This window comes from Kitasatospora sp. NPDC006697 (genome assembly GCF_042869935.1).
Taxonomy (GTDB): Bacteria; Actinomycetota; Actinomycetes; order Streptomycetales; family Streptomycetaceae; genus Kitasatospora.
Genome location: NZ_JBIAGU010000007.1, coordinates 191,107 through 215,785, shown reverse-complemented (window position 1 = coordinate 215,785; position 24,679 = coordinate 191,107). Strand labels below are relative to the sequence as shown.

Here is a 24,679-nt window from a genome sequence, read left to right as displayed (position 1 = left end):
GTTGCCGCGTCAGATTCCACCGTATGCCGCGTCCTGATGGGGGAGAGAACGTCGGTATCCACGCCGTGTGGGGAGGTGTGAGGAATTTCGCGCGCCCCCGTTTAGGGGCGCGCACCACCCGTTCGGCCTGCGGAAACACGTTCAAGATCCGCAAACTACCGATGATCAGGAAATATGACTTCTCTGAGGGTGTTAATCGGCGGTCGGCAATGTGATAGCACAAGGTGCGAACTGGGTCCCGCTGGCGTGGGGCGCGCGAGTACCCCGGCACCGTGGGAGCCGGGGTACCAGGAGCGGGCCGCGGCTACTCCTCGGTCGGCCCGAGGTCGGGCGTCGCGCGCAGGTCGACGGTGCGGGCTTGGTGGGCGGCGTGCAGCTCCAGCACGGTGATCTCGTTCTCCCCCGGGCGCAGGACGGGGGAGGGCAGGTAGAGCGAGTACTGCGGGCCGCGGGACCAGAACCGGCCGAGGTGGAACCCGTTGACCCACACGTTGCCCTTGGTCCAGCCGGGCAGGTGGACGAAGCTGTCGGCCGGTGTCCCGACCTCGAAGGTGCCGCGGTGGAAGACCGGGCCGACGACCGGCTCGGCGCCGCCGCCGAAGGCGAGGCCGGTGAGCGAGGTGAGGGGCAGCGGCCGGTTGGTCCAGCCGGTCAGTTCGGCGCCGTTGAGGCGGACCCTGCCGAGGAGCCCCTTTCGGTCGTGGATGCCCGGTCCGTAGTTGACCCGGCCCTGGTTCTCCACCAGCAGTCGCAGGACGCTGCCCGCACGCGGGACGGTGAGCGCGATGGCGTGCTCGTGGTTCTCGCGTTCCAGCACGCCCACCGGTTGGCCGTCGATGAACACCTGTGCCCGGTCGCGCACCTCCTCGACCTCCAGCAGGGCGGGACCCGCCGTGGGCAGGGCGGCCTCGTAGAGGACGAACCCGAAGTCCTGGCCGAGCTGTTCCATCGTCAGCGGTCGTTCGGAGGACGCCGGTGCGCCCAGGACGGGCAGGTTGTCGAACAGCGCGGTGCTCTCGGTCAGGGCGATCGCGGGTACCGCGAGCTTGGCGCCGGGCCCGGGGGCCGACTCGGCGGGCACGGGGGCGTACTTGGCGATGACGCTGCGGAAGGCCTCGAACTTCTCGGTGGGGTCGCCGCTCTCGTCGAGGGGGGCGTCGTAGTCGTACGAGGTGATGGTGGGCCGGTAGGTGTGCTTGTCGTTGGCCCCGTTGGTGAAGCCGAAGTTCGTGCCGCCGTGGAACATGTACAGGTTGACCGAGGCGCCGGTCGACAGCAGGTCGTCCAACTCCTGTGCGGCCTGGGCGGGATCGCGCACCATGTGGTGGCCGCCCCAGCGGTCGAACCAGCCGTTCCAGAACTCGGAGCACATCAGCGGGCCGACGGGCTGGTGGGTGCGCAGACCGGCCAGGCCCCGGCGGGAGTTGCTGCCGAAGTTGGCGGTGGCGAGCGTGCCGGGCAGCGCTCCGCGTGCCAGGTCGGCGGGCTGGTCGCAGGTGAAGAGGGGGACGTCGACGCCGAGGCGGCGCAGGAGGTCCGCGAGGTGGGCGAGATGCGCGGTGTCCTCGGAGTACGCGCCGAGTTCGTTCTCCACCTGCACGGCCAGGACGGGACCGCCGCGGGTGGCCAGACGGTCCAGCAGCGGGGGGATCAGGCGGCTGAAGTAGCCTTCCACGGCCGCGAGGTACGCCGGGTCCTGGCTGCGCAGCCGGATGTCCGGGTCGGCCAGCAGCCAGGACGGCAGGCCGCCGCCCTCCCACTCGGCGCAGATGTACGGGCCGGGGCGCAGCAGGACGTGCAGCCCCTCGGCGGCGGCGAGGGTGAGAAAGGCCGGCAGGTCGAGTTCCGCGTCGAGGCGGAAGGTGCCGGGCCGCGGCTGGTGGAGGTTCCACGGGACGTAGGTCTCCACCGTGTTGAGCCCCATCAGCCGGGCCTTGCGCAGGCGGTCGGACCACTGGCCGGGGTGGATGCGGAAGTAGTGCAGGCCACCGGAGATGATCCGGAACGGCTCGCCGTCGAGGGTGAAGTCGTCGCCCTCGATCTGCAGGACGGGCATGGTGGTGGGTACTCCGTATGTCGTCGGGCGGCCCAGGGGCCGGATGGGGCGGGGTGCCGGGCCGCCGGCGGCGCGCATGCCGGCGGCGGTCGCGCGTCCCCGGGCGGGGCCGGAGGCACGCGGGACACCCGGGCCGGTCGCGGGGCGGGGCCCGGTGGGTGTGCGCGTGCCTCCGGACACCGGTCCTACTGGCCGACCGAGAAGCCCTGGCCGGTGCCGTACTTGGCGGAGGCGTCCTGCCAGGCCTTCAGGCCGGATGCCAGGGGAGTGCCGGAGACGTAGGCCTTGCCGACGGTGTCGTTGAAGATGGAGTTGGCGTAGGCCTGGTAGGGGAGGTACTGCCAGCCGGTCACGACGTTCTTGGCGGAGTCGGCGAAGATCTGGTTGGCCTGCTGGCCGCCGAAGTAGGGGAAGGCGGTGTCGAGGAAGGCCTGCGAGTCGAGGTCGGCGGTGGTGGCGGGGAAGGCGCCGCCCTTGATGCGGTCCTGCACTCCGTCGCCGGCGTTCGCGAACTTGAGGAAGGCGTAGGCGAGGTCCTGGTGGGAGCTGGACTTCATGACCGCGAGCGAGCTGCCGCCGTTCTCGGAGCTGGCGGTCTGGCCCTGCTGCCACTGCGGGAGCGGGGCGACGCGCCAGTCGCCGGAGGCGGTGGGCACGCCGGAGGCGAGACTGGCGGGCATCCAGGCGCCGATGGCGAGGGTGGCGATGGTGCCGTCACCAAGGCCCTTGTACCACTGGTCGGTCCAGGTGTTGACGGGTGCCACCAGGTGCTCGGAGACGAGCTTCTGCCAGGTGTCGGCGTACTTCGCGCTGCCCGGATCGGTGAAGTCGATGGAGATCTTGGTGCCGTTCACCTTGTACGGGTGGCCGCCGGCCTGCCAGATCATGCTGGTGGTGAAGCCGGCGTCGCCGGTGTCGTTGGTGATGTAGGCGTTGGGGTCGGCCGCGTGGAGCTTGCGGGCGTCGTCGACGTACTGGTCCCAGGTGGTGGGCACCGTGAGGTTGTACTTGTCGAAGACCTTCTTGTTGTAGAAGAGCGCCATCGGGCCGGAGTCCATCGGCAGCGCGTAGACCCCGCCGTTGATGCTGACGGAGCTCCAGGGACCGGGCGAGTACTGCTTGGCGAGGTCGGACGCGCCGTACCTGGACAGGTCCTGCAAGGACTTGCCGAGGGCGAACTGGCCCAGCGCGTAGTACTCGACCTGGGCGACGTCGGGGGCGCCGCTGCCGGCCTGGACCGCGTTCTGCAGCGCGGTGTACTGCTTGTCACCGGTGCCCGCGTTCACCAGATTGACGTGCACCTTGGGGTACTTGGCCTCGAAGTCGGTGACGACCTGCTTGAGGGTGGGCTCCCACGCCCAGACGGTGATCGTGCCGCCCTGGTTGAGGGCCGCGTCGAGGCTGGAGGCGGACACCGGGCCGCCGCCACCGGAGCCGGAACCGGTGCTGCTGCAGGCGGTGAGTGCGAGTGCGGCGGCGCACACCAGACCGAGGCCACGAAGAGCGTGGCGAACTGGCTTGGTCCTCATCTCAGTTACTCCAATGTCAGGGTGGGGCGGAGCAGGGGGTGGGTAGGACGGGATGGCCCGGCGGCGGGTGCCGTGCTGCCGGGCGGGGCATGGCGGTGGGGTTCAGGGGCGAGCGGACCGGCTCGGTGCGGCGCTCACTCCTTGACGCTTCCCGCGGACAGGCCGGACTGCCAGTACCGCTGGAGCAGCAGGAACGCCGCGATCAGGGGAAGGATGGTGATCAGCGAGCCGGTGATCACCAGGTTGAACACGGGCTGGCCGCCGGCGGTGGCCGCCTGGTCGTTCCAGGAGTTGAGGCCGATCGTGAGCGGGTACCAGTGCGGGTCCTTGATCATGATCAGCGGGAGGAAGTAGTTGTTCCAGGTCGCGACCACGCTGAACAGCAGGACGGTGACGATGCCCGGGGCGAGCAGCGGGAGGCTGATCCGAAAGAAGGTGCGCAGTTCGCCCGACCCGTCGACGCGCGCGGCCTCCAGCAGTTCGGTGGGGACCGCCTCGGAGGCGAACACCCACATCAGGTAGAGCCCGAACGGTGAGACCAGCGAGGGGATGATGACGGCCCACGGAGTGTTGGTCAGCCCCATCTTGCTGAACAACAGGAAGGTGGGGACGGCCAGCGCGGTCGTGGGCACGGCCACGGCACCGATGACGAGGGCGAACACGGACCGCTTGCCCCGGAAGTCGAACTTCGCCAGCCCGTATCCGCCGAGCACGGCCAGGAAGGTCGCCCCGCCCGCGCCGGCCACCACGTAGAGCAGGGTGTTGAGCAGCCAGCGGCCGAAGATGCCGTCGTCGTAGGTGAGCGTCTGCCGGATGTTGTCCCACAGCGCGAAGTGGCCGCTGAACCAGAGGCCCGGGGAGCCGAGCAGGTCGTTCTGGGTCTTCGTCGCGCTGATCACCAGCCAGGCCAGCGGCACCACGGTGTAGAGCACCATCAGGGCGGCGAGGACGGTGACCAGGATGCTGCGGCGGGGGCGGTCGACCGAGTGGACCCGTCCACGCGGCCGTGGAACGCCGGTGGACTGCCGCTGGACCCGGGCCGGGGCGTCCGTTGTGGCGGGCATCGGTCACGCCTCCTTTCGCATGCCGCGCAGCTGGAAGACGTAGGCGATGACCATGGTGATGACGCCCATGATGATCGCCACGGTGGCGGCGTAGTTCTGTTGCTGGCCAGAGAAGGACAGCGTGTAGGTGTAGTAGTTCGGCGTGAAGGAGGTCGTGATCGCGTTGGGCGCCGCCACCTTGAGGATGGCGGGCTCGTTGAACAGCTGGAAGCTGCCGATGATCGAGAAGATGGTCGCGATGACCAGGGCCCCGCGGATGGCGGGGAGCTTGACGGCCGTGATGACCCGCCACTGCCCGGCACCGTCGATCTCGGCCGCCTCGTAGAGGGAGCGCGGGACGACCCGCAGTGCCGAGTAGAAGATGAGCATGTTGTAGCCCACGAACTCCCAGGTCACGAGGTTGCCGATGCTCGCCAGCACCAGGCCCGGTGACAGGGGGTCAGGCAGGGAGACACCGAAGGCCCGGTCGATCTCCCCGACCAGGCCGAAGCGCGAGCCGTAGAGGAACTCCCACATCAGGGTGGCGACGACCGCCGGAACGGCGTAGGGGAGGAAGACGGTGATCCGGAAGAAGCTCTTCCCGTAGAGCCGCCCGCTGTCCAGCGCCAGCGCCGCCAGCAGCGCGATCCCGAGCATGATCGGGACCTGGACCGCCAGGAACAGCGCCACCCGCCCGAAGCCGGACCAGAACTCCGGGTCCTGGAAGGCCTGTTGGTAGTGGTCGAGGCCGACGAAGGTGTTGCCGCCGATCAGCCGGTCCTGGAACAGGCTGAGATAGACCGAGTAACCGATCGGTGCGAGGAAGACCAGGGCGAAGACGGCCAGGAACGGCCCGATGAAGCCCCAGCCGACCAGTCCGCGCCGGTTCCGCCTGCGTGGTATGGCTCCGCGACCCGCTGGCACGGCGGGTGGTGAGGTGATCGTCATGACCGTCCCGTGGTGGTGGCCGGCTGCTCGCTGCTCGCGGATAGTGCCCCTGGCAGCGGAGCGCCCGGCGTGCGCTCGATGTTTACGTAAACACTCGCGGCTCCGCGTGCTGGACGTTTACGTAAACATTGGATTAGCGTGATGTTGACACCGCCGCCCGAGGGGCGTCAAGAGGAAGCCGTTCACCGGTTCACGGTGCCGGCGGGCGGGGCCGGGAAGGGGACACGTGGGCAGGGCAGGGGCGTTGCCGCCGTCAGCGGAAGCCGCAGGAGTCGCGGCCGCCGCGGAGGGCGCGACAGGTGGACGCACGAGGCAGCGCGGCGCCTCCATGGCCGACGTCGCACGGCTGGCCGGTGTCTCCTCACAGACCGTCTCCCGGGTCTCGAACGGGAGCACCGGGGTGGTCGAGGAGACGCGCCAGCGGGTCCTGGCCGCCATGAAGGCACTGGGCTACCGGCCCAACAGCGCCGCGCGCGCCCTGAAGGCCGGCGAGTTCCGGACCCTGGGCGTCATCCTGTTCACCCTCTCGACCACCGGCAACGTCCGCACGCTGGAGGCGATCACCCATGCCGCCGCGGGCGAGGGCTACGCCATCACCCTCATGCCGGTGGCCGTCCCCACCCAGACCGGCGTGCGCGGGGCCTTCACCAGGCTCGGCGAACTCGCCGTGGACGGCATCATCGTGATCATGGAGGTCCACCTCCTCGACGCCGCCACCATCTCACTGCCGCCGCACATCCAGGTGGTCGTCGCCGACTCCGACGCGGGCGAGCGGTACAGCGTGGTCGACACCGACCAGAGCGAGGGCACCCGGCTGGCCGTCCAGCACCTGCTCGACCTCGGCCACGACACCGTCCGGCACCTAGCGGGGCCGGCCGAGTCGTTCGCGGCCCAGCGCCGGACGGACGCGTGGCGAGCCGCACTCGAGGCCGCCGGCCGCGCCGTGCCGCCCGTCGTGCGGGGCGACTGGTCGGCGGAGTCCGGCTACCGCGCCGGGATGCTGCTGGCCGATGATCCCGACTGCACCGCGGTCTTCGCCGCCAACGACCAGATGGCCCTCGGCCTGCTGCGCGCGTTCCACGAACGCGGCAGGCGCGTTCCGCAGGACGTCAGTGTGGTGGGCTTCGACGACATCGCCGAGTCCTGCGACTTCATCCCCCCGCTGACCACCGTCCACCAGGACTTCGCGGAGGTCGGCCGGCGGTGCGTGGAGGGCGTGCTGAAGCAGATCCGCAACCAGACCGCCGAGCAGGGCACCACCTTGGTCCCCACCCGGCTGGTCGTGCGGGCGAGCACCGCCGCCCCGCCCTCGCGCTGAGCGGACCGGCCGGCCGGCGGGCGGGCGGCGCGGAGCCGCGGTTCCAGGGGCTTTTGCTGCTCCCCGGCCGGGTCGGGCATCACCGACCCGACGTCAACTCCCGCGCCAGGAAGGCCACGCTCAGCGCGACCAGCCCCTCGATGTCCGCGGCGCCGGCGAAGAGGTGATCGGCACCGGGCACGGGCACCAGCTCGACGTCGGTGTACGGGGCGAGCCGGTCGGCCAGCAACTCGCTCTGCGCGTACGGCACGACCTGGTCGGCGGTGCCGTGGACGATCAGGAACGGCGGGGCGCCGGCGCCGACGTGGCTGACGGGGCTGGCCGCACGCAGCAGGTCGGCGGGCTCGCCGGTCCCGCCGCCGACCAGCGTGGTGACCGGGTTGCCGACCGGGGGCACCGCCAGCTCGGCGGGAAACGCCTCGGCCGCCGCGGCGAGGTCGGTGGGGCCGTACCAGTCGACCACGGCACGCAGCCCCCCGCTGCCGGCGCCGCCGCTGACGCCCTCTCGCCCTTCGAGGTCCAGGCCCTCGGCCGTCACCGCGGGGGCCAGCGCGGCGAGCGCGGCCAGGTGCGCGCCCGCCGACTCGCCCCAGGGCGCGACGCGCTCCGGGTCGACCCCGAGTTCGCCCGCGAAGCGGCGCAGGTAGCGGACGGCGGCGCGCAGGTCGTGCAACTGGGCGGGGAACGGGGCTTCGAGGCTGTGCCGGTAGTCGATGGTGGCGACGGCGAGGCCGGCCCGCAGCAGCGAGCCGAAGAGGAGCTCCGCCGGGACGGTGGGCGGCGGGTAGCGGCGGTCGCCGTCGGCCCAGCCGCCGCCGTGGATCCAGACCACGAGGGGCGCGGCCCCGGCGGTGGCGGGCCGGTGCAGGTCCAGCAGGCGCGGGCGGTAGCCCGAGGTCCGGGCGTAGGTCGCGCCGTCGTGGTGGCGGGTGCCGTCGGCGGCGGTCACGGGCTCGGGCGGGGGCAGGAAGGCGGGCGGCAGCAGGGGCGCCGAGGCCGGTGCGGTGGCGGGTTGCTCGGGCATGGCGTGGCTTCCTCTCGAACAGGTCAATCATCCTGCGCCGGCGGGCGGGGATCCGGCAGCCTGCGGCTGCGGGCGATCCGGCCGAGCCAGTGGGCGGACGGCTTGGGCACCCGCAGGAAGCTGTGCGGCTCGACCGCGATCAGGCCGAAGGCGGGGCGGTGCGAGCCCCACTCGTAGCCGTCGAGGGCGCTGCGGTGCAGGTAGCCGCGGATGTCCAGGCCGTCGGCGAGGGCCCGGGCGAGGTCCTGGAGGGCGCGGTGGGTGTAGGCGACCCGGCGGTGGTCCTCCCGGGTGGCGATGCCGTGGCCGGTCACGATGATCGGCGTGTCGACCAGCGCGGCGGTGTGGCGCAGCGCCCGGCCGAGGGCGGCCGGGTAGTACTCCTCGCCGGTGAGGGTGGTCTCGGCGGCCGGCGGCACGGGCAGCGGGCCGAGCGGTCCCACCCGGGTGCGGCTGCCGGCCTGCACGCCGATCCAGTCGTCGGCGCGGGCGGCCTCGATGAAGACGTCCTCGCGCGGGCGGCGGTAGGCGGCCGCGTGCTGCCCGGTGCCGGAGGCCGGCTGGTACCCCTGAACGGCCACCGACCAGCCGGATCGGATGGCGGGCGAGACCGCCTTGACGGCGGCGACGGCGGCCCGGTGGGACTCGATCAGCGCCTCGGTCGCGCCGGTGGCGGGGAGCGGGAATCCGGTCCCCTGGGGAAACGGCTCCGGGGTGCTGCGGGCGGCCAGCAGATTGGCCTCGGCGATGGTGCACACGTGCCGGACGCCGTCGCCGAGGACGGGCGCGGCCACGGTCGCGTAGCGGGCGAACCGGTCGGCGGCGTCCGGGGCGGTCCAGCCGCCGCGTTCCGCGAACCAGCGCGGCACGGTGTGGTGCAGCAGCGTGACCATGGGACGCAGCCCGCGCTCGACGGCACCCTCGACCATCCGGCGGTAGTGGGCGAGGGCGGCCCGTGAGAAGCGGCCGGGCTCGGGTTCGATCCGGGCCCACTCGATGCCGAACCGGTAGTCGGTGAAGCCGAGTTCTGCCAGCAGATCCATGTCCACGGGCCAGCGGTGGTAGCTGTCGGCGGCGTCGCCGCTGGGTTCGGCGAGTGGCGTGCCCGGGCGGTGCTCCAGCCGCCACCAGTCGCTGGCGGTGTTGCCGCCCTCGGTCTGGTGGGCGGAGCTGGCGACTCCGAACAGGAAGTCGTCCGGGAACGGGGTGCCTTCGGCGCAGGCGAACATGGCCGGGCCTTTCGGGGAGGTGGAACTGGCGCCCCGGCACGGATCGGCGCCGGCGCGGGAGGTGCGCGCCTCGATCGGGTGCGGCGAGCGTCGGCGCGCTGCCGGGAGAGGGGCGGTCGGGCGGCTGTGGGGGTGCGCCCGCAGTACCACGGTAAAACTCAAAACTTAGGAGTGCAAGGTTTTGGCGAAAGCACTCGCGGACTACAGTGCTCGGGTGAGCACCCGTGGTCCACGCGGCCCGTACGCGAAGAGCGCCGCACGACGACAGCTGATCCTGGAGGCCGCGCTGGCCGCCTACGCCGAGGCCGGCAGCCGCGGGGTCTCGGTCCGGGACATCGCCGAGCGGGTAGGGCTGACGGACGCCGGGGTGCTGCACCACTTCGGCGGGCGGGAGGAACTGCTCACCGCCGTCCTGGCGGCCCGGGACGCCGCCGCCGCGCGGCGGTACGGCGAGGAGGCCGCGCTCTGGCGCCCCGAGATGCTGGCGGAGAACGCCGACACGCCCGGCCTGGTGAAGCTCTTCGTGGACCTCTCGGCCGCGGCCGCCGAGGAGGCGCACCCGGCGCACGAGTACTTCACCGAGCGTTACCAGGTCCTGCGGCAGCGCTACGCGAACGCCCTCGCGGCCGGCCCGCCGGCCGGCCGGCCACCCGAGCCCGACGCCGGCGTGGAGCCGGAGTGGGCGGCCCGGATGCTGATCGCCGCGACCGACGGGCTCCAGCAGCAGTGGCTGCTCGACCCGTCGATCGACATGGCGGAGGACATCGCCAGGCTCCGCGACGTGCTGCTCGAAGCGCTGGCACGCGCCGCCGCCACGGAGCCCCGGGAGGGCTCGGACTAGAGGCCGTCCGACGCGGACTGCCGGACAGCCCCTGGAGCCGGCGCGGCGTTGCGCCTGCCGGTCGCCAAGCCCGGTGGCGCCCTTGGGCCCTCCGGGTCAGAGCGTCACGCCCGGCCGCCGGTCGGCGGGGCGGCGCGGCGGGATCGGCGTGACGGCGAAGTCGCGCGGGCCGGTCCAGAGCGCCGGCACGGCGTCCGCCCGGCGGGCCAGCTCGTAGGCGATCGCCTCGTAGTTCACCCGCCAGCCGTGGAAGTGCGGCCAGGCGAGTATGGTCGGGCGCTCCACCCGGTAGCCGGAGGCGATGATCATCGCCACCGCCGCGTCGAACTCCGCGTAGCTGATCCGGATCGGCCCGTCCGGCTCCGGGTCCGGGTCGAACGGGATCCGGATCACCCGGGCGATGTCGCGCAGCGCCGTGAAGCCGGCCCGCAGCACCAGCCGGGCCTCCGGCGGCGCGCTGTGCGGGCTGACGGCCAGTTGGATCGCCGCCGCGTCCATCACCGCGATCAGCCCGACGATCCAGCTGCGGTAGGGCTGCGGGGACCGGAAGGAGAGCAGCACGGGGTAGTTGGAGTGGCTCTCGCCCAATTCGGCGGCCAGCCGCTCCCAGTCCCGGTAGAGCTGCGGCAGCGCCGTCTCGGTGTCCACCAGGGACTGGCGGGCCAGCAGCTCGGGCCCCCAGGCGGGTTCGCCGGCCCGGGACTGCAGCAGGGTGACCTCCACCTCGCGCCGGTTGTAGCTGCCGTAGAGGGTGGGCAGGTAGGCGATCTGCAGGGCGATCACCAGCGGGCCGCTGGCGGCGGCCAGGAAGTCCAGCGCGGAGAGGCGGAGCCGGTCGCCGCTGGCGAAGCCCAGGGTGAAGAGGCTGGAGCCGGCCTCGCGGACCGAGACGCCCCAGGAGAGCCCGGAACTGGCGTGCATCAGCAGGGTGAACGCGGCCAGCAGCTCGATCAGCCACCAGAAGAGCATGCCGACCAGCATCAGCGGGGCCAGCCAGGCCTGCGCCCGGTCCTGGGCGCGGTAGCTGCCGAAGGGCGCGGCGGCGATCCGCAGGCACTGGCGGACGACGCGCCAGAGCCGGTCGGTCAGGGCGGAGTAGAGCCCGCGCGGGACCACCAGGGTGCGCAGGATGCTGGCGATGGTGAGCGCGAGCAGCAGCAGGCCGGCCAGCGCGGAGATCAGGCTCATGGGTCCATTGTCGATCATCCGACGGCCCGTCGATCATCGGATCGCGGGCCCTCGGCCGCCGGATGTCGGCGCGGCGGCGGGGGAGTGACGGGCGGGCGGCCGCCGCGTGGCGGGATGCCGTCGAATGGCCGAGAGCGGACGGCGGCCCGAGGCCGGTTCGCGGGGCCCCGATGCCCATCCACGGACCATGGCCGGGTCAAGGGAGCGTCAATAGTGGCCCTTGCGTAAGTATGACAATCAGCCAACTTTTGGCATGGTTCTGTCATTGACTTGGTGTCAGCTGCCACGATTCCCCCCAACGCCGCCCCGGTCGCCCCGGGGCCGCGCCCCCACCAGCCCGGACCGCCGACCGGCGGCAGGGCCGAGCTGCGCCGCAACCCCGCGGCCGGCTACCCACCACCGGCGGCGACCCCGCCCCCGGTCGGTCAAGGAGCGTCCAGACGTGCCTCACCACGCCCGTACCTCGTTCGCCGCGCTCGCCGCGGCCACCGCACTGATCGCCGTCGGATTCCCGGCCGCTGCACAGGCCGCAGGTCCCGGCTCCGCCGCCGCCGCGCCCGCCGCGGCCCAGCAGGCCGCCACCGCGCACGCCCAACTGCTGGCCGGCGCCGCCGCGCAGAGCGCCGCGCTGGCCCAGGCGATCGGCCTCGGCAGCCAGGAGAAGCTGATCGCCAAGGACGTCGTGGTCGACGCCAACGGCACCAAGCACCTGCGCTACGACCGCAGTTACGCCGGCCTCCCGGTGCTCGGCGGCGACCTGATCGTGCACCAGGACGCCGCCGGCGCCACCAAGGGTGTGGACCGGGCCAAATCGGCCTCGCTGAACGGGCTCTCCACCACCCCCGCGGTCAGCGCCCCGAAGGCGCAGGCCCAGGCGCTGGCCGCCGAGGCCGGCGCCGCGCTGGACACCGCGCCCCAACTCGTGGTCTGGGCCCAGGGCGACAGCCCCAGCCTGGCCTGGCGCACCCTGGTCACCGGCAAGCAGGCCGACGGCACGCCCAGCCGCCTCCAGGTGGTCACCGACGCGGCCACCGGCGCCGTGCTCAGCAAGGCCGAGACCATCGAGACCGGCACCGGCACCGGTGTCTTCGTCGGCCAGGTGCCGCTCACCACCACCCAGTCCGGCAGCAGCTACCAGCTGAAGGACGGCACCCGCGGCGGCCAGTACACCACCGACATGGCCAACGGGACCTCCGGCAACGGCACCCTCTTCACCAGCTCCACCGACACCTGGGGCAACGGCCAGGCCTCCAACCGCCAGTCCGCCGCCGTGGACGCCCAGTACGGCGCCGCCGCCACCTGGGACTTCTACAAGAACACCTTCGGCCGCTCCGGCATCCGCAACGACGGCGTCGGCGCCTACAGCCGGGTGCACTACGACTCCAACTACACCAACGCGTTCTGGGACGACAGCTGCTTCTGCATGACCTACGGCGACGGCTCGGGCAACACCCACCCGCTGACCGAGATCGACGTCTCCGGCCATGAGATGAGCCATGGCGTGACCGCGGCCACCGCCGCCCTGAACTACTCCGGCGAGTCCGGCGGCCTCAACGAGGCCACCTCGGACATCCTGGGCACCGGCGTCGAGTGGTATGCCAACCTGCCCAGCAACCCGCCGAACTACCTGATCGGCGAGCTGGTCAACCTGAACGGCAACGGCACCCCGCTGCGCTACATGGACAAGCCCTCCAAGGACGGCAGTTCGGCCGACTCCTGGACCTCCACGGTCGGCAACCTGGACGTGCACTACTCCTCCGGCGTGGCCAACCACTTCTTCTACCTGCTCTCCGAGGGCAGCGGCGCCAAGACCATCAACGGCTTCTCGTACAACAGCCCGACGGTCAACTCCATCTCGGTGAGCGGGATCGGCCGGGACAAGGCGCTGCACATCTGGTACCAGGCGCTGACCGCGCACATGACCTCGACCACCAACTACGCCGGCGCCCGCACCGCCACGCTGGCCGCCGCCACCGACCTCTACGGGGCCGGCAGCGCCGAGTACAACGCGGTCGCCACCGCCTGGGCCGCCGTCAACGTCGGCTCGCTGCCCACCGGCGGGGTCACCGTGACCAACCCGGGCAACCAGAGCACCACCCAGGGCAGCGCGGTCAGCCTGCAGCTCAAGGCGACCGGCGGCACCGGCACGCTCAGCTGGTCGGCCACCGGCCTGCCGGCCGGCCTGTCGATCAGCGGCTCCGGCCTGATCACCGGCACCGCGAGCACCGCGGGCACCTACTCGGTGACCGCCACCGCCACCGACACGGCAGGCAAGTCCGGTTCGGTGAACTTCAGTTGGACGGTCGGCGGGGGCGGCGGCGGCAGCTGCACGCCGGGCCAGCTGCTCGGCAACGGCGGCTTCGAGACCGGCTCGGCCGCGCCCTGGACCACCTCCTCCGGCGTGGTCGACAGCTCGACCGGCGAGCCGGCCCACGCGGGCAGCTGGAAGGCCTGGATGAACGGCTATGGCACCACCCACACCGACACCCTGGCGCAGACCGTCACCATCCCGACCGGCTGCAAGGCCACGCTGACCTTCTGGCTGCACATCGACACCGCCGAGACCGGCAGCACCGCCTACGACAAGCTGGCGCTGACCGCCAACGGCACCACTCTGCAGAGCTGGTCCAACGTGAACGCCGCGGCCGGCTACACCCAGCGCACCGTGGACCTCTCGTCCTACGCCGGGCAGAGCGTCGCGCTGAAGTTCACCGGCACCGAGGACACCTCGCTGCAGACCAGCTTCGTGATCGACGACGCGGCGCTGAACACCACCAACTGACGGCCAGTCAGCTGGTGGAACAATGGCCCGGCCCGGGCGGTGCGCGCACACCGCCCGGGCCGGGCCCGTCGTATAGGTGGTCGTCAGCTCTGCTGGGAGAGCTGGCTGAAGCGCTGCAGGCTCTGCTCGTAGGCGACCGGGGTGACGTGCATAGGGCCGGCGTAGGGGTGGGTCATCTGGGTGACCAGGAAGATGCCGAAGCCGACCACCGCGCCGACCAGGCCGAGCGCGATCGCCTCCCGGTGGTGGAAGGTCAGGCCGGCGATCGGCGCGTAGAGCAGCACCAGCAGGCCGGTGGCGATCAGCGCCGGGTAGAGCGGCGAGGGCAGCGAGAGCGCGGTGTCGGCGAGCCGGACCTGGCGCTTGGTGTAGACGTCGTCCAGGTCGTTGAGCATGGTGGTGCGCTGCGGCGATTCGGGCATCGCCTCCACGTGCTTGCGCGCCGTGTCCAGGTCGGCCCAGGCGCTGGCGGCGGCGTTGCCGTGCGCCATCGCCTGGAAGTCCGGGCCGATCACCTCGGTGACGTAGGAGCGCAGCAGCGGGCGGGTGGTCGGATCGGCGTCCGTGTAGGCGGCGTTGAGCGCACGGGCCTCGTCCCAGGTGTGCCCGCGCGCGGTGTTGAGGTTGGACCAGGAGCCGGCGATCAGGAAGGCGGCGACCAGCATGAAGGAGGAGAGCGAGGCCGAACCGAGGAAGCCGAGGGCGCCCGAGGAGAAGTTGCCCTCGCGGGAGCGCTTGGTGCGGCCGAAGGCGGCCAGGATGCCCACGGCCACGGCGGCGCCGAGCAGCACGGCGAGGACGATTCCGAGACTCAACGACGTCTCCCTGATGAGTGGTTGAAGAAGCTGACGGCGGCGGCCGCGATGACCGCGGGGATCGAGACCGCGACGAAGGTGAAGGCGTTCTGCGCGTCCGCCGGGGGGACGGCGAGGCTGTCGTCGACGTAGTGGCTCGGGACGGCGGTGGCGGTGCGCAGCTGGGCGGGCGGGGGCGGGGCGGGCAGCGCGACGGTGTGGGTGGGCGTGGGCGTGGGCGTGGGTGTGGGGGTCGGCGTCGGGGCGGGTGCGGGTCGGTGGGTCGGCTTGGGCGGTGGCGGGGTGGGGCGCGGGGGCGGGACGGCGGCGTGCGTCGCCTTGGGCACCGGGGGCGGCGGGGAGGACGGGGAAGGCGGTGGAGGGGTCGGGTGCGGGGTGGGGTGCGGGGTCGGCACGGGTGGCGGGGTCGGTGCCGGGGGAGTGGGCGGCGGCGGTGGTGGCGGCGGCGGGCTCGGCGGCGGCGGACTGGGCGGCGGTGGTGGCGGGGGCGGCGTCGGTGGGTGGCAGAGGTGCAGCGGGCCGTCGTGGCACGGGCAGTGGTGGCCGTCGCCGTCGTGGCCGTGGCCCTGGCCGTCATGGTCGCGGCAGTCGTGATCGCCGTCGTGGCAGTGCCCCTGGTCGTCCTGGCCGGGCCGCGGCGGGCGGTGCTCCTTGTGGTCCTCGTCGCCGTGCATGGGCAACGACGGTAGCCAGACCAGCCCCGGGCCGATGATGGAACGGTGCTACCGGTAGGCGAATTGACCCATGCGGGTGGCGCGGAATCGCACGCCCGTTCTTGGTCTGCTCGTCAGTTCGAGGCGGGCGCCAGGTAGCGGCGCAGCACCGCCTTGCATTCGGCGATCAGCGCCGGGTCCCCCTCCCGGTCGTGCTGGAAGGCGAGCTTGAGCACGGCGTCCGCGCACTCCAGCGCCACCCGCAGGGCCAGCGGGCCGGGGCCGCCGCCGGCGCTGCCCAGGTGCTTGGCGGTGAGTTGGTGCAGCAGCTGGGCCACCGTGCCGTTGTTGTCGATCGTCAGGTCGAGCAGGTGCTCCACGTCGCCCAGCGCGGCGGGCGCCGGACCGGTCAACCCGAAGTCCAGTGCGGCGAACCCGGGCACCGCCCGCTTCATCGCGACGAACTCCTCCACCGCCAGGTCGACGAAGCCGCCGATGTCCCGGGGGCTCTCCGCGTCCAACCGCCGGGTCAGCCGGGCCAGGTAGCTCCCCAGGTTGCGCCGGGCCAGCGCGGCCAGCAGGCTCTGCTTGCCGGTGAAGAACTGGTAGAGCGTGCCGATCGGCACCCCGGCGCGGGCCGCCACCTCCTTGGTGGTCAGCCCGGCGGCGCCACCCTGGTCGAGCAGTTCGGCGCAGGCGTCCAGGAGCCGCTCCAGCCGCAGCTGGCTGCGCTGCTGCACCGGACGGCGCCGCAGCTCCGGCTCGGTCACCTCCGCCGTCACCGCGCCGCTCCCGCGCTCGACCATCGGCCGCCTCCCTCTCGCAAGTCGGGCTACCACTCTGCCCGATCACCCGGGCGGGCGCGAATCCTCGGGGGGAGCGGCGCGCCAAGAGTCCATCCCACAGCGCCCGTTCGGGCCACCGGGCGTCGATCGGCCGCCGCGCACACCCGCCGGCCGGGCCCGGCCGGCCCTGGCCGGAACCGGTGGGCACCGGGCCCCGGGCACCGCGGAGCCGGGCGCGGGTGATCTTTCTCGCAGTCCACTCGAGGCGGCGCCGGGCCGATTGACGGCGCTCAGCGGCGCCCATACCCTACGGAACGTAGTGATGGCGTGGGGAAGCTGGTGGAAATCCAGCACGGTCGCGCCACTGTGAGCGGTCCCCCTCCCGGGTGGTCCGCGAAGTCAGATACGACGCCATCACGAAGCTCCATTGACGATGCGGGACGCACGATCCCCGAAGGAGGCTCCCCGTGAGCAGTCTGTCCAGCCCAGCCGCCATTCCCACGCCGGTGGTCCTGCCGGCCACCAAGGCGGCCCTCTGGCTCATCGGCACCGCGCTGATCGCGCTGATGGTGTACTACTTCATCGGCGTCGACCAGGGCGCCTACTCGGTGTTCGGCAAGGACATGCACATCCACGAGTTCGTCCACGACTCGCGGCACTTCCTCGGCTTCCCCTGCCACTGACCAGGGAAGCAGCGAACACCAGACCATGGAAAAGAGACTGATCCTGCGCGGCGTGCTCGCCGGCGCAGTGGCCGGCCTGCTCGCCTTCGTCTTCGCCCGGATCTTCGCCGAACCTCAGATCGACGCGGCGATCTCCTACGAGAGCGGACGCGACGCCGCGCAGGAAACCCTCGACAAGGCCGCCGGCCTGCCGATGGACATGGGTGGTCCGGACATCTTCAGCCGGACCATCCAGGCCAACATCGGCATCGGCGTCGGCATGATCTTCTTCGGCATGGCGATGGGCGCGCTCTTCTCGGTCGCGTACACCGTCTGCCTCGGCCGGACCGGCAAGCTGCGCCCGCGCACCCTGGCGATGCTGGTGGCGCTGGGCGGGTTCCTCGGCATGTACTTCGTGCCGTTCATCAAGTACCCGGCCAACCCGCCGGCCATCGGCCACCCCGAGACCATCCGGGACCGGGGCAACCTCTATCTGGGCATGGTCCTCTGCTCGGTGCTCTTCCTGGTGCTGGCAGTCTGGCTGGGCAAGCGCCTGCAGGCCCGCTTCGGCAACTGGAACGCCACCCTGCTGGCCGCCGCGGCCTACGCGGTGGCGATCGGCACCGTCATGGCGATCCTTCCGTCGCTCGGTGAACTCCAGGCCAACGTCGACGAGTTCGGGCACCACGCGACGGAGACCCCGCTGCCGCTGACCGATCCCCAGGGCAAGATCGTCTACCCGGGCTTCCCGGCGGACACGCTGTTCGACTTCCGCTTCTTCTCGGTCGCCGCGCAGCTGCTGCTGTGGGCCGTGATCGGCCTGTGCTTCGGGCCGACGGCCGAGCGGCTGCTCGACGGCCGGACGGCGCCCGCTCCCGCGGTCGCCGCCGCGCCCGCCGCCGCATGACCCGCCGTACCCCTCCGAGGGCCGCCACGCGTGAACGCGTCGCGGCCCTCGGGCCGTTCTTCGCCTACTCGGCGGCGGGCGGCGACGCTCCCTGGCGGTCGATGGGCGAACTGCTGGACGATCCGGCCGTGTTGCGGGACCGGGTGGACGGCGTGCGGAACCATCTGGCGACGGCCGGCGGGCAGCCGCCGGAGGCCGTCGAACTGCGGGTGGCCGCCTCGGTCGCCCACCTCGGGCTGGTCGCCCGGCTGATCTCACCGGCCTTCGCCATCGCGGTGCTCGACGGTGCCGTGCTCCGCTACTCGCTGCGCGAACTGCACTGGCAGCCGACCCTCGGCGGCGCCTTCCCGCTGGCCCTGCCGGACCGCGACGCGGAGCCCGCCGACTCGCCGGCCGAGGCGCTGGCGGCCCAGCTGCTCGACGGGCCGGTCCGCGAACTCGCGGCGGTGATGGGCCGGTTCTCGGTCTCGCCGAAGATCCTGCGCGGCAACGCGGCCTCCGCCGTCAACGGCGCGGTGGCCGCGATCGCCTGGTCGGCACCCGAACTCGCGGCTCCCGCACGGGCGCTGGCCACCGCCCTGCTGACCCGGCCGCCACTGCTCGGCGCGGCCTCGCACGCACCGGACGGCAGCGCCTTCCGGCGGCGCAGCTGCTGCCTGATCTACCGTGCCGCGCCCGGGCGTTCGGGCGCACTCTGCGGCGACTGCGTGCTGGCCGGCGACCGCCGCTGAGCCACCCGGCGGCCCGGCTCCCGCGAGTCCGGTGCTCCTCGGCGTCCCCGGGCAGGCCGAAACGGTCCGCCGGCGAACCGGCGGACCGTCATCGAACGGCGGGGACGGTCAGAGGCCCGCTTCGAGGACCTGCTGGAGGCGCTTCGTGCGCTCCTCGACGTGGTGGGTGTTGGTGTCCGACTTGTGGTCGAAGGTCAGCACGCCGTCGGTGAAGGAGATCCCCGACTCGCTGAAGTACTCACCGGTGTTCCGGACGATGACCTTCGTGACGCCTTCGCGGAGCGCGTCCCGGCCCATCTCGTCGGCCCCGACCGCGCTCAGCGCGTCCAGCAGCGGCTGGAAGAACACCTGGGGGAAGTACTCGGCGTAGCTGTCGGCGTAGTCGGGGACGGCCAGCTCCTGCCAGTCCACCTCGATCGGCACGTCGAAGCCTGCCGCCGCGTCGATCCGGGACTTCCACCCCGGGTAGTCGTCGTTCTTGAACCGCTCGACGCTGCGGCGTTCCGCCAGGCCCATGTGAAGCCTCCAAAATCGTTCGTTGTGGCGCTGCTCCTCGGAGCACAGCGCGGATCTCTCGACCCGCCCACCCGGCAGCCTGCGGTGCGGCCGGGGCCCCGGGCGGGTCGAGTTCTCCGCTTGCGGTGATCATTCCGGGGCAGGGGGCCGGCCGGCATCCGTAAGATCACGCAAATCGCCTACGCAGCTACCGGGAGGTGCCCCCGTCCTCGGCGGCCAGTCGCGCGCGCAGGCCTGCGGCAGCGGCGGCCAGGCGGGCCGAACCGCACTGGTCGGCCAGCACTGCGGCCCGCCGCAGCCAGCCGTCCACCGAGTCCTCCCGCCCCGCGTCCAGCGACACCGAGGCCGCCGTGAGCAGCGTGCGGGCCAGCTCGATGCGGTCACCGGCCTCGGCGAAGTCCGCGATCGCGCCCAGGGCGCAGCGCAGGGCGCTGTCGGTGTCCCCGTGCACCGCGTGCGCACGCAGCCGCGCGCGCAGTGCGAAGCCCTGGCGGCCCACGGAAGGGAGCTGCGCGACGCTCTCCTCTGCGAGCCGCGCCCAGCGCTCGACGGAGGCCGGGCCGCCGTCCGCGGCCGCCGACTGCGCCAGCAGGTCGCACCAGCGGGGCCTGCGCCAGGCGGTGAGCCTCGGCAGCTCCTCCCCGCCCGCGACGTCCAGCAACTGCCAGCCGGCGCGGGCCGGATCGCCCGTGTGCAGGACGAACTCGGCATGGGCGCAGCGGGCGGAGACCGCCCACGAGGTCAGTGTGCCGCCGGCGGCCGCCCTGGCGCGTTCGGCGGTGGCGGTCGCCTCCGCCAGGTCACCGGGGCCGTCGCGCCAGAGCAGTGCCTCGGCCCGCACCATCATCAGTACCGTCTCGACCGAGGCGTCGCCGATCCGTCGGACGTGCTGGTCGGCCTCGTCCAGCGTGGCCAGGGTGCCGGCCAGGTTCCCGGTGCGCAGCTGGGCGTTGCCGAGGACGGTCAGCATCTGCGGGTGGATGAAGGTCTGCCCGGTGCGCCGGGACAGGTCCGCGCCGCGGGCGAGGTGGCGCTCGGAGTCGGCCAGGCGCCCCATCATGCCCTCGGCCAGGCCCACTTGGAACACGGCCTCCAGGTAGGCCACGAGCATCGCGTCGGGGACGGTGTCCAGGATGTCGGTGGCCCTGGCCAGCGTCGCCAGCGCACTGGCCCGGTCTCCGGTGAACAGGTGGCCCAGCGCCGCCTTGCCCAGTGCGTTGGCCTCGCCGACCGGGTCGCGGTGCGCCCGCGCGAGCCCGGCGGCGGTCACGGCGTGTTCCCGGGAGGTCTCGTAGTCCTGCACGTCGTAGGCGTAGTCGGCCAGCTCCGCGTGCAGCGCCGCGGCGGTGGCCGAGTCGTCGTCGGTCAGCGCGGCGAGTCCGGCGCGGGCGAGGGCGCCGGCCTCGGTGTAGCGGCCCATCCGCCGTTCGATCCGGCTGGAGTCGGCGAGCGCCGGAGCTCCGCCGGCCGGCCCGCCGGAGATGTCCGAACGCAGCGCCTCCAGCAGCGCCCGGGCCTCCGAGGCGTCCCCGGTCAGCAGCCGGGCCCGGGCGAGCAGCACCTTCGCCTCGTGCCAGTGCGCCCCGCCCTCCCGCAGCAGCGACAGGGCGGCCCGCAGGTGGCCCGTCGCCTCGGCGGGCGAGGCGTAGAGCATGCCGCGGGCCGCCGCGATGAGGGTCGTGGCGTGCTCCGGCCGCCAAGGGTCCGCGGCCCGCGCGACGTGGTGCGCGCGCTCCGCGATCGGTGCCGCCCGCCGGGCGAGTTCGGCCTCGGCACGCTGGTGCAGGGCGAGGCGGCGGCTGGGCTCCAGCCGCTCGTAGACGACGGCGGCGACCGCCCGGTGACGCAGTGCCAGCCTCGGCGCGGGCTCCTCCGGGCGGACCAGGTCGAGCCGGGTCAGCCCGTCCACCGCGGCCATCACCGCTGACAGCTCCAAGTCCGCTACAGCGGCGAGGAGTTCCGGGTGGGACGGTTCACCGAGGACCGCCGCGGCCTGGACCACCAGCAGCGACACGGGGTCCAGGCCGTCGAGTTCGCCGAGGATCGCGCTCCCGGCATCGGCCGCCGTCCCGCCGTCGGCGGCCAGCACCCCGAGGTACTGCGGGTTGCCCCCGGCCAGGCCGTGCAGCTCCTCCAAGTCCGGCCGGTCGCCCAGTAGTTCGCCGGTCTGCTGGCGGGAGAGCGGTCCCAGGGTCCACACCTCCAGGAGCCCGGCCGAGGAGGCCCGGGCGAGCACCGCCGCGAGCGGGGCCGAGAGCCGGCGCTGCCGGTAGGCCAGCAGGCAGAGCACCGGACCGGTGACGGTGGCCGTCATCAGCCGTTCCACGTCGGCGATCCGCTCGGGTGCCAGCTCATGCAGGTCGTCCACCGCCACCATGACGGGGGAGCGGTCCTCGGCGCGCGCCGTGAGCTCGTGGACGTCCGGCACCTCGGGCCCGGCGGGCAGCGGCGGATGCGTGCCGCGCGCGGTGAGCACCCGGACGCCCTGCGCGCGGGCGCGCGCGGCGGCCGTCCAGAGCAGGGCGCTCTTGCCGATGCCCGGCTCGCCGACCAGCACGACCGCTCGGCCGACGCCGGCCTTCAAGCCCTCCAAAGCCTTTGCCAGTTGCTCGAGTTCGAGGTCCCGGCCGAGGAGTCGGGGAGGGTCGGCCACGGCGGCCGGCGTCGCAGGCGAGAGGTCGCCGGCCGCGGGGCCACCTGCGGGACGCGGCACCGGGGGGACGGGCCGGCGCGAGGTGGGGTGCGCCCTTTCCGGCCCGGTGTTGCGGCTCACGACGACAGCCAGCGCCGCGCGACTTGAGACGCCGGTCTTGCGGTAGATCCTGGCGATGTGGGATTCGACGGTCCGCGGGCTGAGCACGAGCCGGTCCGCGATCGCCACGCTGGTCAGGCCCTCGGCGACCAGCGTGGCCACCTCCCGTTCGCGGCCGGTCAGGGAGACCAGCTCGCCCGCCGGCTCGGCCGGCTCGGCCAGGACCGTCGGCCGGATGCTCTCGGCGAGGCCGGAGAGCCGGCCTGCCCCGCCCTCCGAGGCCAGCCGTGCGCCCCGCTGCCACAGCTCGGCCGCGCGGGCGCTGTCGCCGGTCGCTCGCACGTGCGGAGCGGCGAGGAGCAGTGACTGCGCCTCGCGCAGCGTCGCCCGGCTGCCGACGCTCTGCGCCGCGGCCTCGGTGAACAGCCGGGCTGCCGCGGCCGAGTCGCCGTGGTGGGCGGCGATCCGGCCGAGGCTGCGCAGCGCGGCGCCGAGCTGGCCCGGCAGACCGAGCTGTTCCGCCTCCCTGCGGGCGCGCTCCGCCCAGCGCACGGCGGCCTCGGTGTCGCCGACGGCGAGCGCGGCGCCGCTCAGCAGCTCCAGGCAGTTGGGGCGCGTCGTGGGCTGCAGCCGGCCCAGGTCGCTTCCGCCGCCGGCCCGCAGCAGGATGTCGGTCGCCCGGTGCGGGTCACCGGCCTCGAAGGCGGCGAAGGCGAGCATGCACTGGGCCAGGACCGCCCACCAGTGGTCGGTGGCACCCGCGGCGGCGGCGGCCTCCTCCGCGACGGCCAGTGCGGTCGGAGCGGTCGGTCGGCCGGCCTGCTGCAGGATCTGCGACTGGAAGGCCAGGGTGAAGGCGAGCAGTTCGGCACTGCCCACGGCGCGCGCCATCGGCTCGGCCTCCCGGGCCAGTGCGAGCGCGCTGGTGATCCGGCAGGTGCTGAGGTGGAGGTAGGCCTTGGCGGTCAGGAACTGCGGGACCAGGCAGGCCTGTCCGGTGCGCCGGGCGATCTCCAGCCCGCGGTCCAGGTGGTGTTCGGCACCGGCGTAGTCCTCGAGGAACGCCTCGGTCCAGCCCAGGGTGCAGAGCGATTCGCACAGCTCGGCGACGTCGGTGTCGGCCAGGGCCCGGGCGAGCGCGGCCGCCGAAGCGGCGACGGTGCGGGCCGTGTCCAGCCGGCCCTCGTAGGCCTCGCCCAGGGCGATCCGGGCCAGGGCACCGAGTTCGCCGATCCGGTCGCCCAGCGAACGCGCGGTGGCCAGTACCCCGTCGATGTCGGCACGGGCCTGCGGATAGCGGGCGGCGGACAGCAGGCTGGAGCACAGCTCCAGGCCGATCCGGACCGTGTGGGAGGCCGACGGCCCGGGGAGGCGGGCCAGTTCACGGCGGAGCATCGCCTCGGCCTCCCGGTGGCGCCCGAGCTGGCGCTCCAACTGGGCGCTCAGCGTGGCCGCGGAGGCGCGGATGTCGTCGTACGGGGCCGGGGCGGGCATGTCCATCACCTGCCGCAGGAGGTCCCGGCCCTCCTGGAGTCCGCCGCTCAGGCCGAGCGCGCGGGCCCGGGAGAGCGTCAGTTCGCGGCGGGCGGAAAGGTGGTCCGAACCGTCCGGGAGCAGCCGCAGGGCGACGCCGAGCCAGTGCGCGGAGGCGGCCGGATCAATCGTGGCCTGCTGTTCGGCGGCCGCGACGAGGACATCGGCCGCCTGCGGATCCCAGCGGGTCACGGACCGCTCGACATGGTGGGCCTGCTCGACGACGCCGGCCCCGGCGGCGGCGATCTCCGCCGCGGCCCGGCGGTGGAAGTCCTCCCGCTGCCAGGGGTCGGTGTTCCGGTGGACGAGCTCCCGGACCAGCGGATGGCGCGGTGCCAGCCGGCCGCCCGGCCCCGGCCGCAGGAGGTCGCGGTGCATCAGGCCCCGCAGCGCGTGGACGACCTCCTCCGAGCCGGACCCGGTCAGCGAGCAGATCATCCTCGGGGTGGCGTGGTCTCCCAGGACGGCGGCCGCCTCCAGGATTCGGCGCTCCACCCGGCTCACCGGCGCCAGCTCGTCGAGCAGCCGGGGTTCGAGGCCGACCGGCAGGCCGTCCGGTTCGAGGAGGGCGAGGAGGTAGAGGGGGTTGCCGCCGCTCGCCGCGTACAGCTCCGCAGCCCTCGGCGGGGGCAGGTCCGCGGCCAGGCCCTCGACGCAGTCGCGCTCGGGCAGCGGCCCCAGGGCGATCCGGTGCACGACCCCGGAGTCCGTGCCGCGCGCGAGCGAGGTGCCCAGCGCGGGCGGAGTCTGCCGGCTCCGGCGTGAGACGACCAGCAGCAGCGGAGCGCCCACGGGATGGCGCACCAGGTGATCCAGCAACTCCAGCGAGGCCGGGTCCGCCCAGTGCAGGTCGTCGAGCAGCACGGCGAGCCCGGGTGCGCCGAGCCGGTCCAGCAGCGCCGCGGTCGCCCGGTGGAGGGCGAACCGGTCGGCGTCGCCCGGGACCGGGACGACCGGCGCCTCGGCGACACCCCGCAGGACCGGCGACAACTCCGCCAGCGCGGGGAAGCGGCGCAGCACCGCGGGGCTGAGGTCGGCGAACGCATCGGCGAACGGCCGGAACGGGCTGTGCCGGGCCTGCTCGGTGGCCTGACCGCAGAGCACGGTCAGCCCCTGACCGCGCAGGCGCGCGCCGAACTGCGCCAGCAGCCGGCTCCTGCCGATCCCCGCCTCGCCCGTGACGTCGACGACGGCCGACCCGCCGACCGCGAGCCGAGCCACCACCGAGTCCAACAGCGCGGTTTCGGCAGACCTGCCGACGAACGGCACCCGGCCGCCGTGCTCCGCCCGGTCGCCGTACGCCTGGACCACCGGTAGCTCCCTTCGAACGATCACTCCGCAGGGCCGCCGCGCAGAGTCGTGAGGCC

The 24,679-nt window shown here is 73.2% G+C and carries 18 protein-coding genes and 1 riboswitch; of the genes, 6 read left to right on the top strand and 12 right to left on the bottom strand.

Translation table 11 applies throughout. The features are described 5' to 3' along the window. Window positions 1-304: 304 nt before the first annotated feature. From ACFYNO_RS12565 to ACFYNO_RS12550, 4 genes are all read right to left on the bottom strand, one after another. A complete protein-coding gene (locus tag ACFYNO_RS12565) occupies window positions 305-2,056 on the bottom strand; it encodes a glycoside hydrolase family 35 protein (protein ID WP_388009772.1) in 1,752 nt (583 codons plus the stop codon). Window positions 2,057-2,241: 185 nt separating this feature from the next. Beyond that, complete coding sequence (locus ACFYNO_RS12560) at window positions 2,242-3,585, bottom strand: ABC transporter substrate-binding protein (protein WP_388009769.1); 1,344 nt, start codon at window positions 3,583-3,585, stop codon at window positions 2,242-2,244. A 134-nt stretch (window positions 3,586-3,719) separates the two neighbouring features. After that, window positions 3,720-4,649 carry a carbohydrate ABC transporter permease gene (locus ACFYNO_RS12555; RefSeq protein WP_388009766.1) on the bottom strand — a complete coding sequence of 310 codons (930 nt, stop codon included), beginning with the start codon at window positions 4,647-4,649 and terminating at the stop codon, window positions 3,720-3,722. Between the two features lie 3 nt (window positions 4,650-4,652). Then, entirely contained in the window at window positions 4,653-5,576 is a 924-nt protein-coding gene (locus ACFYNO_RS12550) for a carbohydrate ABC transporter permease (protein WP_388009763.1), read from the bottom strand. 328 nt (window positions 5,577-5,904) lie between these two features. Between ACFYNO_RS12550 and ACFYNO_RS12545 the strand changes: the two genes are divergently transcribed. Continuing rightward, on the top strand, window positions 5,905-6,894 hold the full coding sequence (locus ACFYNO_RS12545; RefSeq protein WP_388009760.1) for a LacI family DNA-binding transcriptional regulator: 990 nt from the start codon (window positions 5,905-5,907) through the stop codon (window positions 6,892-6,894). Window positions 6,895-6,973: 79 nt separating this feature from the next. Here the strand turns inward: ACFYNO_RS12545 and ACFYNO_RS12540 are convergent, their stop codons facing one another. Both ACFYNO_RS12540 and ACFYNO_RS12535 read right to left on the bottom strand, forming a co-directional pair. Next, window positions 6,974-7,918: an alpha/beta hydrolase fold domain-containing protein gene (locus ACFYNO_RS12540; RefSeq protein ID WP_388009757.1), complete on the bottom strand. Its 945-nt coding sequence runs from the start codon at window positions 7,916-7,918 to the stop codon at window positions 6,974-6,976. Between the two features lie 23 nt (window positions 7,919-7,941). Beyond that, window positions 7,942-9,147, bottom strand: a complete 1,206-nt coding sequence (locus ACFYNO_RS12535) for a family 1 glycosylhydrolase (protein WP_388009754.1) — start codon at window positions 9,145-9,147, stop codon at window positions 7,942-7,944. A 214-nt stretch (window positions 9,148-9,361) separates the two neighbouring features. Here ACFYNO_RS12535 and ACFYNO_RS12530 point away from each other — a divergent pair, with 214 nt between their 5' ends. Next, window positions 9,362-9,988, top strand: a complete 627-nt coding sequence (locus tag ACFYNO_RS12530; RefSeq protein ID WP_388009751.1) for a TetR family transcriptional regulator — start codon at window positions 9,362-9,364, stop codon at window positions 9,986-9,988. A gap of 96 nt (window positions 9,989-10,084) precedes the next feature. Here the strand turns inward: ACFYNO_RS12530 and ACFYNO_RS12525 are convergent, their stop codons facing one another. Then, on the bottom strand, window positions 10,085-11,176 hold the full coding sequence (locus ACFYNO_RS12525) for a hypothetical protein (protein WP_388009748.1): 1,092 nt from the start codon (window positions 11,174-11,176) through the stop codon (window positions 10,085-10,087). Between the two features lie 442 nt (window positions 11,177-11,618). Here ACFYNO_RS12525 and ACFYNO_RS12520 point away from each other — a divergent pair, with 442 nt between their 5' ends. After that, window positions 11,619-13,958 carry a M4 family metallopeptidase gene (locus tag ACFYNO_RS12520; RefSeq protein WP_388009745.1) on the top strand — a complete coding sequence of 780 codons (2,340 nt, stop codon included), beginning with the start codon at window positions 11,619-11,621 and terminating at the stop codon, window positions 13,956-13,958. Window positions 13,959-14,041: 83 nt separating this feature from the next. Here ACFYNO_RS12520 and ACFYNO_RS12515 read toward each other — a convergent pair whose 3' ends face one another. The 3 genes from ACFYNO_RS12515 to ACFYNO_RS12505 all read right to left on the bottom strand — a co-directional run bounded on the left by ACFYNO_RS12515 (window position 14,042) and on the right by ACFYNO_RS12505 (window position 16,232). Beyond that, on the bottom strand, window positions 14,042-14,773 hold the full coding sequence (locus tag ACFYNO_RS12515) for a hypothetical protein (RefSeq protein ID WP_388009742.1): 732 nt from the start codon (window positions 14,771-14,773) through the stop codon (window positions 14,042-14,044). Continuing rightward, entirely contained in the window at window positions 14,770-15,447 is a 678-nt protein-coding gene (locus tag ACFYNO_RS12510; protein ID WP_388009739.1) for a hypothetical protein, read from the bottom strand. Before ACFYNO_RS12510 ends, ACFYNO_RS12515 begins: the two co-directional genes overlap by 4 nt. 113 nt (window positions 15,448-15,560) lie before the next feature. After that, the gene (locus tag ACFYNO_RS12505; protein ID WP_388009736.1) at window positions 15,561-16,232 is read right to left on the bottom strand and encodes a TetR family transcriptional regulator; all 672 of its coding nucleotides are present in this window, start codon (window positions 16,230-16,232) and stop codon (window positions 15,561-15,563) included. Between the two features lie 310 nt (window positions 16,233-16,542). Then, window positions 16,543-16,618: riboswitch (cobalamin riboswitch) on the top strand. A 60-nt stretch (window positions 16,619-16,678) separates the two neighbouring features. Here ACFYNO_RS12505 and ACFYNO_RS12500 point away from each other — a divergent pair. The 3 genes from ACFYNO_RS12500 to ACFYNO_RS12490 are packed head-to-tail and all read left to right on the top strand — an operon-like array spanning window position 16,679 to window position 18,511. Next, entirely contained in the window at window positions 16,679-16,894 is a 216-nt protein-coding gene (locus ACFYNO_RS12500; protein WP_388009733.1) for a CbtB-domain containing protein, read from the top strand. Window positions 16,895-16,919: 25 nt separating this feature from the next. Next, the gene (locus ACFYNO_RS12495) at window positions 16,920-17,780 is read left to right on the top strand and encodes a CbtA family protein (protein WP_388009730.1); all 861 of its coding nucleotides are present in this window, start codon (window positions 16,920-16,922) and stop codon (window positions 17,778-17,780) included. Next, on the top strand, window positions 17,777-18,511 hold the full coding sequence (locus ACFYNO_RS12490) for a (2Fe-2S)-binding protein (protein ID WP_388009727.1): 735 nt from the start codon (window positions 17,777-17,779) through the stop codon (window positions 18,509-18,511). The genes ACFYNO_RS12495 and ACFYNO_RS12490 overlap by 4 nt, the downstream gene beginning before the upstream one ends. A gap of 108 nt (window positions 18,512-18,619) precedes the next feature. Here ACFYNO_RS12490 and ACFYNO_RS12485 read toward each other — a convergent pair whose 3' ends face one another. Further along, window positions 18,620-19,027 (bottom strand): hypothetical protein, encoded by a 408-nt coding sequence (locus tag ACFYNO_RS12485; protein ID WP_388009724.1) that lies wholly within the window; start codon window positions 19,025-19,027, stop codon window positions 18,620-18,622. A gap of 187 nt (window positions 19,028-19,214) precedes the next feature. Continuing rightward, window positions 19,215-24,623 carry an AAA family ATPase gene (locus tag ACFYNO_RS12480; protein ID WP_388009721.1) on the bottom strand — a complete coding sequence of 1,803 codons (5,409 nt, stop codon included), beginning with the start codon at window positions 24,621-24,623 and terminating at the stop codon, window positions 19,215-19,217. Window positions 24,624-24,679 lie beyond the last annotated feature (56 nt).

Bases quoted from the DNA above. Each gene is read 5' to 3' on its own strand.
- ACFYNO_RS12550 (WP_388009763.1), bottom strand. From the start codon at position 5,576: ATGACGATCACCTCACCACCCGCCGTGCCAGCGGGTCGCGGAGCCATA.
- ACFYNO_RS12525 (WP_388009748.1), bottom strand. From the start codon at position 11,176: ATGAGCCTGATCTCCGCGCTGGCCGGCCTGCTGCTGCTCGCGCTCACC.
- ACFYNO_RS12560 (WP_388009769.1), bottom strand. From the start codon at position 3,585: ATGAGGACCAAGCCAGTTCGCCACGCTCTTCGTGGCCTCGGTCTGGTG.
- ACFYNO_RS12510 (WP_388009739.1), bottom strand. From the start codon at position 15,447: ATGCACGGCGACGAGGACCACAAGGAGCACCGCCCGCCGCGGCCCGGC.
- ACFYNO_RS12505 (WP_388009736.1), bottom strand. From the start codon at position 16,232: ATGGTCGAGCGCGGGAGCGGCGCGGTGACGGCGGAGGTGACCGAGCCG.
- ACFYNO_RS12545 (WP_388009760.1), top strand. From the start codon at position 5,905: ATGGCCGACGTCGCACGGCTGGCCGGTGTCTCCTCACAGACCGTCTCC.
- ACFYNO_RS12565 (WP_388009772.1), bottom strand. From the start codon at position 2,056: ATGCCCGTCCTGCAGATCGAGGGCGACGACTTCACCCTCGACGGCGAG.
- ACFYNO_RS12540 (WP_388009757.1), bottom strand. From the start codon at position 7,918: ATGCCCGAGCAACCCGCCACCGCACCGGCCTCGGCGCCCCTGCTGCCG.
- ACFYNO_RS12490 (WP_388009727.1), top strand. From the start codon at position 17,777: ATGACCCGCCGTACCCCTCCGAGGGCCGCCACGCGTGAACGCGTCGCG.
- ACFYNO_RS12535 (WP_388009754.1), bottom strand. From the start codon at position 9,147: ATGTTCGCCTGCGCCGAAGGCACCCCGTTCCCGGACGACTTCCTGTTC.
- ACFYNO_RS12495 (WP_388009730.1), top strand. From the start codon at position 16,920: ATGGAAAAGAGACTGATCCTGCGCGGCGTGCTCGCCGGCGCAGTGGCC.
- ACFYNO_RS12555 (WP_388009766.1), bottom strand. From the start codon at position 4,649: ATGCCCGCCACAACGGACGCCCCGGCCCGGGTCCAGCGGCAGTCCACC.
- ACFYNO_RS12485 (WP_388009724.1), bottom strand. From the start codon at position 19,027: ATGGGCCTGGCGGAACGCCGCAGCGTCGAGCGGTTCAAGAACGACGAC.